Source organism: Streptomyces sp. NPDC051987 (genome assembly GCF_040680735.1).
GTDB lineage: Bacteria > Actinomycetota > Actinomycetes > Streptomycetales > Streptomycetaceae > Streptomyces.
Genome location: NZ_JBFAXI010000018.1, coordinates 106,147 through 112,374, shown reverse-complemented (window position 1 = coordinate 112,374; position 6,228 = coordinate 106,147). Strand labels below are relative to the sequence as shown.

General features: G+C 70.8%; 6 protein-coding genes. 1 reads left to right on the top strand and 5 read right to left on the bottom strand.

Annotation, left to right across the window (positions count from 1 at the left end; translation table 11 throughout):
- The first annotated feature begins 130 nt into the window (after window positions 1–130).
- Window positions 131–697, top strand: coding sequence for a helix-turn-helix domain-containing protein (locus AB0M11_RS13110; protein ID WP_365704521.1), 567 nt, complete (start codon window positions 131–133; stop codon window positions 695–697).
- A 33-nt stretch (window positions 698–730) separates the two neighbouring features.
- Here AB0M11_RS13110 and AB0M11_RS13105 read toward each other — a convergent pair whose 3' ends face one another.
- The 5 genes from AB0M11_RS13105 to AB0M11_RS13085 all read right to left on the bottom strand — a co-directional run bounded on the left by AB0M11_RS13105 (window position 731) and on the right by AB0M11_RS13085 (window position 6,137).
- On the bottom strand, window positions 731–1,924 hold the full coding sequence (locus tag AB0M11_RS13105; RefSeq protein ID WP_365704536.1) for a TerD family protein: 1,194 nt from the start codon (window positions 1,922–1,924) through the stop codon (window positions 731–733).
- Between the two features lie 85 nt (window positions 1,925–2,009).
- Window positions 2,010–2,999: a zinc-dependent alcohol dehydrogenase family protein gene (locus AB0M11_RS13100; protein WP_365704519.1), complete on the bottom strand. Its 990-nt coding sequence runs from the start codon at window positions 2,997–2,999 to the stop codon at window positions 2,010–2,012.
- Window positions 2,996–3,832, bottom strand: a complete 837-nt coding sequence (locus AB0M11_RS13095) for a carbohydrate ABC transporter permease (protein ID WP_365704517.1) — start codon at window positions 3,830–3,832, stop codon at window positions 2,996–2,998. The genes AB0M11_RS13100 and AB0M11_RS13095 overlap by 4 nt, the downstream gene beginning before the upstream one ends.
- Window positions 3,829–4,770: a sugar ABC transporter permease gene (locus AB0M11_RS13090; RefSeq protein WP_365704515.1), complete on the bottom strand. Its 942-nt coding sequence runs from the start codon at window positions 4,768–4,770 to the stop codon at window positions 3,829–3,831. The genes AB0M11_RS13095 and AB0M11_RS13090 overlap by 4 nt, the downstream gene beginning before the upstream one ends.
- Window positions 4,767–6,137 carry a sugar ABC transporter substrate-binding protein gene (locus tag AB0M11_RS13085; RefSeq protein ID WP_365704513.1) on the bottom strand — a complete coding sequence of 457 codons (1,371 nt, stop codon included), beginning with the start codon at window positions 6,135–6,137 and terminating at the stop codon, window positions 4,767–4,769. The genes AB0M11_RS13090 and AB0M11_RS13085 overlap by 4 nt, the downstream gene beginning before the upstream one ends.
- Window positions 6,138–6,228 lie beyond the last annotated feature (91 nt).

Below are 6,228 nucleotides of genomic sequence, written 5' to 3'. Positions count from 1 at the left end.
CACGTGCCCGCACAGCGCGGTGAAGCAGGAAGCCCCCGGAAGGGTCAGACGACCCAGGCTGGAATCCCTGGACTTTAGGCCAGGGAGCACGTCAAGGAGCCAGTCCCCGGTTCGCGCGAGGAGTAGCTGGATGACGCGGGTCAGGCCCATGCGCGCGGATGCCCGGCGCAACTACGAGCGGCTGCTGGCGGTCGCCGTCGAGGCCTTCGCCGCGCAGGGGGAGAACGCGTCGCTGGACGACATCGCCAGGCGGGCGGGCGTCGGCTCCGGCACGCTGTACCGGCACTTCCCGACCCGGCAGGCGCTGCTGGAGGCCGCGTTCGTGGGCCGGCTGGAGGGGCTGGCGGCGAAGGCCGACGAGTTCGCCGCCCAGCTGCCGCCGGGCGCCGCGCTGACGGAGTGGCTGAACGAAGTGTGCGTCGCCACCATCCAGGTGCGCGGTCTGAAGGCCCTGCTGGGTTCGGCCGTCACGGACGGCAGTTCGGCCACGGGCGCGGCCTGCGGGGTGACGGTCCGCGGCGCGGCCACCCGGCTGGTGGACGCGGCGAAGCAGGAGGGCACCCTGCGCCTGGACGTCGAGCCGGTCGAGGTCCTGCGCCTCGCGCACGGACTGGCCACCGCCTCGGAGCTGGCCGACGGTCAGGGCAAGGAGATCCGGCGCTATCTGGCCCTGCTCACGGAGGGGTTGCGGCCGTAGCGCGCACGGCCGCACACCCGTCGCGGAGCCGCGTCAGAGCGCCTCCGCCCCCGGCTTGACCATGTTCCGTACCGTGCGGGCCTTCACGAACGAGCCGATCGCGGTCATGTCCCACTCACCGGAGAACTGCCGGACCAGCTTCGCCATCAGCACGCCCGTCTGGGCCTCGGCACTCGTGAGGTCGAAGCGGACCAGCTCCTCGCCGGTCGCGGCGTCCAGCAGCCGGCAGTAGGCCTTGGCGACCTCGGTGAACTTCTGGCCGGAGAACGAGTTGACCGTGAAGACCAGGCCGGTGACCTCCTGCGGGATCCGGCCGAGGTCGACCACGATCACCTCGTCGTCCCCGCCGCCCTCGCCCGTGAGGTTGTCGCCCGAGTGCTTGATCGCGCCGTTCAGGATGGACAGCTTGCCGAAGTAGCAGCTGTCGACGTGGTCGCGCCGCGGACCGTAGGCGATGACGGACGCGTCCAGGTCGATGTCCTTGCCGCGGAACGCCGGCTCCCAGCCCAGGCCCATCTTGACCTGGGAGAGCAGCGGGCTGCCGCCCTTGACCAGGGACACGGTCTGGTTCTTCTGGAGGCTGACCCGGCCCTTGTCGAGGTTGATCTTCCCGGCGCCCGGGGCCGGCGGCGCGGGCGGGGCCGGCGGGGCCGAAGGAGCCGCCGGGGGCGCCGACCGGGGCACGGGCGGGGCGACGGAGGCGGCCGGGCCGGGGGCGGCCTGGGCGGGCGCCGGCTCCTCCACGGTCACGCCGAAGTCCGTCGCGATCCCGGCCAGCCCGTCGGCGTATCCCTGCCCGACCGCGCGTGCCTTCCACGCGCCGTTCCGCAGGTAGATCTCGACGACCACCAGGGCCGTCTCCGCGCCCAGCTGCGGCGGCGTGAACGTGGCCAGCACCGAGCCGTCGTCGGCGTCGCGGATCGTCGCCGTCGGCTCGATGCCCTGGAAGGTCTGGCCGACCGCGTCGGGGCTGGCGGTGACCACGATCTTCTCGATCCCGGGCGGCACGGCGGCCGTGTCGACGATGATCGCGTCCGGGGACGCACCGCCGCCGGAGCGGTACGTCACACCGGGTCCGACCGGCTGGTTGTAGAAGATGAAGTCGTCGTCGGAGCGCACCTTGCCGTCGCCCGTGAGCAGCAGGCCCGAAACGTCGAGCCGCACCGGGGCGGCGACGTCCACCGCCACCCGGGGGGCGGGGAGAGGGATGTTCGAGCCAGGGGTCATAGCTGTCATGCCCCGTGAACGAACGACACCGCTTTACCGTTCCCTTACCCGAGGTCCCTCACCCGACGGCGGGCGCCCGATCGGCTCAGGGCACCACCACGATCTTCCGTCCCACGCCCGCAGCGAACTGCTCCAGCGCCCCCGGGTAGCTGTCCAGCGGGAGGCGGTCGCTGATGAAGACGTCCGGGTCCAGCACCCCGTTCGCGAACAGCTCCGCCGCCCGCTCGTAGCTGCGCAGCACGGCCATGGAACCGGTGATGGTGATCTCCTGGTTGTAGATGCGGTACGGGTCGATCGTCACCCGTGTCGCGTAGTCGGCGACCCCGAACTGGAGGAACGTGCCCGCCTTGGCGACCCGCCCCAGGCCGTCCTGGATCGCCGCCGCGTTGCCGGTCGCGTCGATCACCACGTCCCAGCCCAGCGGGCGGTCCAGTTCGTCGGCGTGCGCGGCGGAGCCGGAGACCCCGAGCCGCCGCGCGGTCTCCAGGCGGGCCGGGTTGAGGTCCACCACCTCCACGCTCGCCGCGCCGGTCCGCTTGGCCAGCTCCAGCATCATCAGGCCCATGGTCCCCGAGCCGTAGATCAGCACGTGCGCGCCGAGCCGGGACTGCAGGATGTCGTAGCCGCGCACCGCGCACGACAGAGGCTCTACCAGGGCCGCGTCCTGGGTGCGGACGTGCTCGGGGAGCCGCACGCAGTTGGCGACCGGGGCCACCGCGTACTGCGCGGCCCCGCCCGGCACGGTCACGCCGATGGCGGCCCACCGCTCGCAGAGGTTGTTGTGGCCGCCCCGGCACTGCCGACACTCGTGGCAGTACAGGGACGGGTCGACCGCGACCTGGTCGCCGATCGCCACCTCGGTCACCTGGGAGCCGACCCCGACCACCTCGCCGGCGAACTCGTGACCCGGCACGATCGGCAGTTCGGGGGCGAACTCGCCCTGGAGGATGTGCAGATCGGTGCCGCACAGACCGCAGGCGGCCACCTCCACGACGACGTCGCGGGGGCCAGGTGCCGGGTCCGGGACCTCGGTGACGACGGCGCGGCCCACGGACTCGATGACGGCGGCCTTCATTTCACGGCTCCCAAGGACAGGCCCTGGACGAGTTTGTCCTGGGCGGCGAACCCCGCGGCGAGCACCGGCAGGGAGACGACGAGGGACGCGGCGCAGACCTTCGCCAGGAACAGGCCCTGGCTGGTGATGAAGCCGGTCAGGAAGACGGGGGCGGTCTCGGCGACCACGCCCGTCAGCACGCGGGCGAAGAGCAGTTCGTTCCAGCTGAAGATGAAGCAGATCAGGGCGGTCGCGGCGATGCCGGGCAGGGAGATCGGGGCGACCACGCGCGCGAGGACGGTCGGCAGCCGCGCGCCGTCCACCCGAGCGGCCTCGATGACCGCGACCGGCACCTCGGCGAGGAAGGACTGCATCATCCACACCGCGATCGGCAGGTTCATGGAGGTGTAGAGGACGACCAGGAGCCAGATGTTGTCGAGCATCCCGGCGTTCTTCGCGAAGAGGTACACCGGCAGCAGGCCCGCCACGGCCGGCAGCATCTTGGTGGAGAGGAAGAAGAACAGGACGTCGGTCCACTTGCGGACCCGGCGGATCGACAGCGCGTAGGCCGCCGGGAAGGACAGCAGGAGGACGAGGAGCGTCGAGAACACCGATGCCATCGCCGAGTTGATCAGGGCGGGCCACGGACTCGCCCCGCCTCCCACGCCGAAGAACTCGCGGTAGCTGTCCAGAGTGAGGGCGGCGGTGAAGGACGGCGGGTTGGTCGCCGCGTCCGCCTCGGAGTGGAAGGAGGTCAGCGCCATCCAGGCGATGGGCAGGAAGAACACGATCCCGGTCAGCCAGGCGACCAGCCCGAGTCCGCCGCGCCGTACGACACGCAGGACGGTGGTCATACGCGGGACACCTCCTCGCGGAACAGCGACGACACCACACGCAGGGCGAAGGTCGCGATGACGATCGAGCCGATGACGACCACGACGCCCGCGGCCGAGGCGAGGCCGTTCTCGTGCGCCTGATAGAAGCTCTGGTAGACGGTGTAGGGGAGGTTGGCGGTGCCCAGGCCCCCGGAGGTGATCGTGAAGACCGCGTCGAAGTTCTGCACGATGTAGATCGAGCCCAGCAGGGCGCCGAGTTCGAGGTACCGGCGCAGGTGGGGGAGGGTCAGGTAGCGGAAGACCTGCCAGTCGCTCGCGCCGTCCACCCGTGCCGCCTCCAGCTGCTGCTGGTCGCGGCTCTGCAGCCCCGCCAGCAGGATCAGCATCATGAACGGCGTCCACTGCCACACCAGGGCGGCCTCGACCGCGAGCAGCGGGGTGTCGGAGATCCAGTCCGGCTGCGGGCCGCCGACGTAGTGCAACAGGCCGTTCAGCAGCCCGTACTCGGGGTTGTAGAGGACGTGCTTCCACAGCAGCGCCGCCGCGACGGGGACGATCAGGAAGGGCGCGATCATCAGCGTGCGGACCACGCCGCGGCCCCGGAACCGCCGGTTCAGCAGCAGCGCCACCGCCAGCCCGAGGACCAGGCTGACCAGCACCACGGTGACCGTCAGCAGGACCGTCGTCCACACCGAGTGGCGCAGGTCCGGATCGGTCAGGACCTGGCGGTAGTTGTCGATGCCGGTGAAGTGGCGGTCCTTCGGGTAGAGCGCGTTCCAGTCGAAGAAGGAGATGACCACGGTCGCCACGAACGGCAGCTGGGTCACCACGATCATGAAGACCAGCGCGGGCAGCAGCGGGGCCCGGGTGGCCCAGGCCCGCAGCCGGTCGGAGGGCGGCCGGGGCGCCGGCCGCGCGGTGGCGGCGGCGACCCGGGGGGAGGCGGTGACGGTCATGATCCCTCGTACTTCTTGCCGACGGCCTCGGCCAGCTTCTGGGCCTTCTTCAGCGCGTCGTCCACGGACTGCCGGCCGGCCACGGCGGAGCTGATCTCCTGGGAGACCTTGGTGCCCAGGTCGGTGAACTCGGGGATGCCGACGAACTGGATGCCGGGCGCGGGCCGCGGCTGCACCCCCGGGTCGTCCGGCTTGGCGGCGGCGATGGCGTCCCGGGTGACGTCGGCGAAGGCGGCCGCCTCCTTGCGGTACTGCGGGATGTCGTACGTCGAGGTGCGCTTGCCGGCCGGCACATTGGCCCAGCCCGCCTTCTCGCCGACGAGCTTCTCGTAGTCCCTGCTCGACGCCCACGAGATGAACTTCCAGGCGTCGCCGGGGTTCTTGGACGCCTTCTGGATGCCCCACGCCCAGGTGTAGAGCCAGCCGGAGCTGTCGGTCTTCTCGACCGGGGCAGGCACGTACCCGATCTTGCCCTTGACCGGGGAGCCGGCGGCCTCCAGCGAGCCGGCGCCGGAGGTGGCGTCGTACCACATCGCGGTCTTGCCCTGGGTCATGTTGTTCAGGCACTCGGCGAACCCGGACTGGGCGGCGCCGGACTCGCCGTGCTTGCGGACCAGGTCGACGTAGAACCGCGTGGCCTGCTTGAACGCCGGGGCGTCCAGCTGGGCCTGCCAGTCCTTGTCGAACCAGGTGCCTCCGAAGGTGTTGACGACCGTGGTGAGCGGGGCCAGCATCTCGCCCCAGCCGGGCAGCCCGCGCAGGCAGATGCCCTTCATGCCGGGCTCGGCGCCGTCCGCCTTGGCGGCCAGGTCGGCGACCTGCTGCCAGGTGGGGTGGGCCGGCATGGTCAGGCCCTTCTTCCGGAAGACGTCCTTGCGGTACATCAGGAAGGAGGACTCGCCGTAGAAGGGCTCGCCGTAGAGCTTGCCGTCGGCCGCGGTGAGGGCCTGCCGCATCGGCTTGAGGATGTCCTGCTGGTCGAAGGCGGTGTCCTTCCTGACGTACGAGTCCATCGGCTCCAGCCAGCCGTTCTTGGCGTAGATCGGGATCTCGTAGTTGGAGAGGGTGGCGACGTCGTACTGGCCGGCCTGGTTGGCGAAGTCCTGGCTGATCTTGTCGCGGACGTCGTTCTCGGGCAGCACGGTGAAGTTCACCTCGATCCCGGTGTCCTTGGTGAAGTTGTCCTTGGTGAGCTTCTGCAGCTCCACCATCTGCGGGTTGTTCACCATGAGGACGTTGATGGAGTGGGCGGAGGAACCGCCGCCCGCGCCGGCGCCCGAGCAGGCGGCGAGCAGCGGGGCGATCAGCGTTCCTGCGGCGGCCACCGCCAGCAGGGCGCGGGGCGTTCGTCGGCTCTGGGTTCGCATGGGGCGCTCCTGGAGGACGTATAGGGATATAAGGGGCGGGGGTGGGCGTGGATGTGCCGTTGGGGACGGGGGTCGGTGGGTCGGAGGCTTC

What these genes read in the sequence shown, in the direction of transcription:
- AB0M11_RS13110 (WP_365704521.1), top strand. Translation starts at nt 131, where the DNA reads ATGACGCGGGTCAGGCCCATGCGCGCGGATGCCCGGCGCAACTACGAG.
- AB0M11_RS13100 (WP_365704519.1), bottom strand. Translation starts at nt 2,999, where the DNA reads ATGAAGGCCGCCGTCATCGAGTCCGTGGGCCGCGCCGTCGTCACCGAG.
- AB0M11_RS13105 (WP_365704536.1), bottom strand. Translation starts at nt 1,924, where the DNA reads ATGACCCCTGGCTCGAACATCCCTCTCCCCGCCCCCCGGGTGGCGGTG.
- AB0M11_RS13090 (WP_365704515.1), bottom strand. Translation starts at nt 4,770, where the DNA reads ATGACCGTCACCGCCTCCCCCCGGGTCGCCGCCGCCACCGCGCGGCCG.
- AB0M11_RS13095 (WP_365704517.1), bottom strand. Translation starts at nt 3,832, where the DNA reads ATGACCACCGTCCTGCGTGTCGTACGGCGCGGCGGACTCGGGCTGGTC.
- AB0M11_RS13085 (WP_365704513.1), bottom strand. Translation starts at nt 6,137, where the DNA reads ATGCGAACCCAGAGCCGACGAACGCCCCGCGCCCTGCTGGCGGTGGCC.